Origin of the sequence: Citrobacter sp. TBCS-15, from assembly GCF_005280815.1 — a bacterium.
In the GTDB taxonomy this organism is placed as follows: domain Bacteria; phylum Pseudomonadota; class Gammaproteobacteria; order Enterobacterales; family Enterobacteriaceae; genus Citrobacter; species Citrobacter werkmanii.
The window spans coordinates 1-218 of the sequence record NZ_SZWK01000077.1 but is presented as its reverse complement, the minus strand read 5'-3'; the positions used below and the strand labels follow the sequence as shown (position 1 = coordinate 218).

General features: G+C 33.0%; 1 protein-coding gene. It reads right to left on the bottom strand.

All coding sequences use genetic code 11. The features are described 5' to 3' along the window. On the bottom strand, positions 1-218 hold a 218-nt coding region (locus FDW96_RS03025), incomplete at both ends, for a hypothetical protein (RefSeq protein ID WP_212732856.1).

The window sequence follows — 218 nt, the reverse complement described above, 5'->3', positions numbered from 1 at the left end:
ATCATAATTGTCTCTTTTTTCTATTGTTTCTTTTGAAATTGCCTTGCCTTTAGCTTTGCCTTTAGCTTTGCCTTTAGCTTTGCCTATTGCCTTTCCTTTTGCTTTACCTTTAGCTTTACCTTTAGCTTTACCGATACGACATTTACGACCAGTATCTTTATATTTACATTTTTGGTTTTCTCCGTTACAATTAGAACAAAATTCTTGTTTAGGTCTAG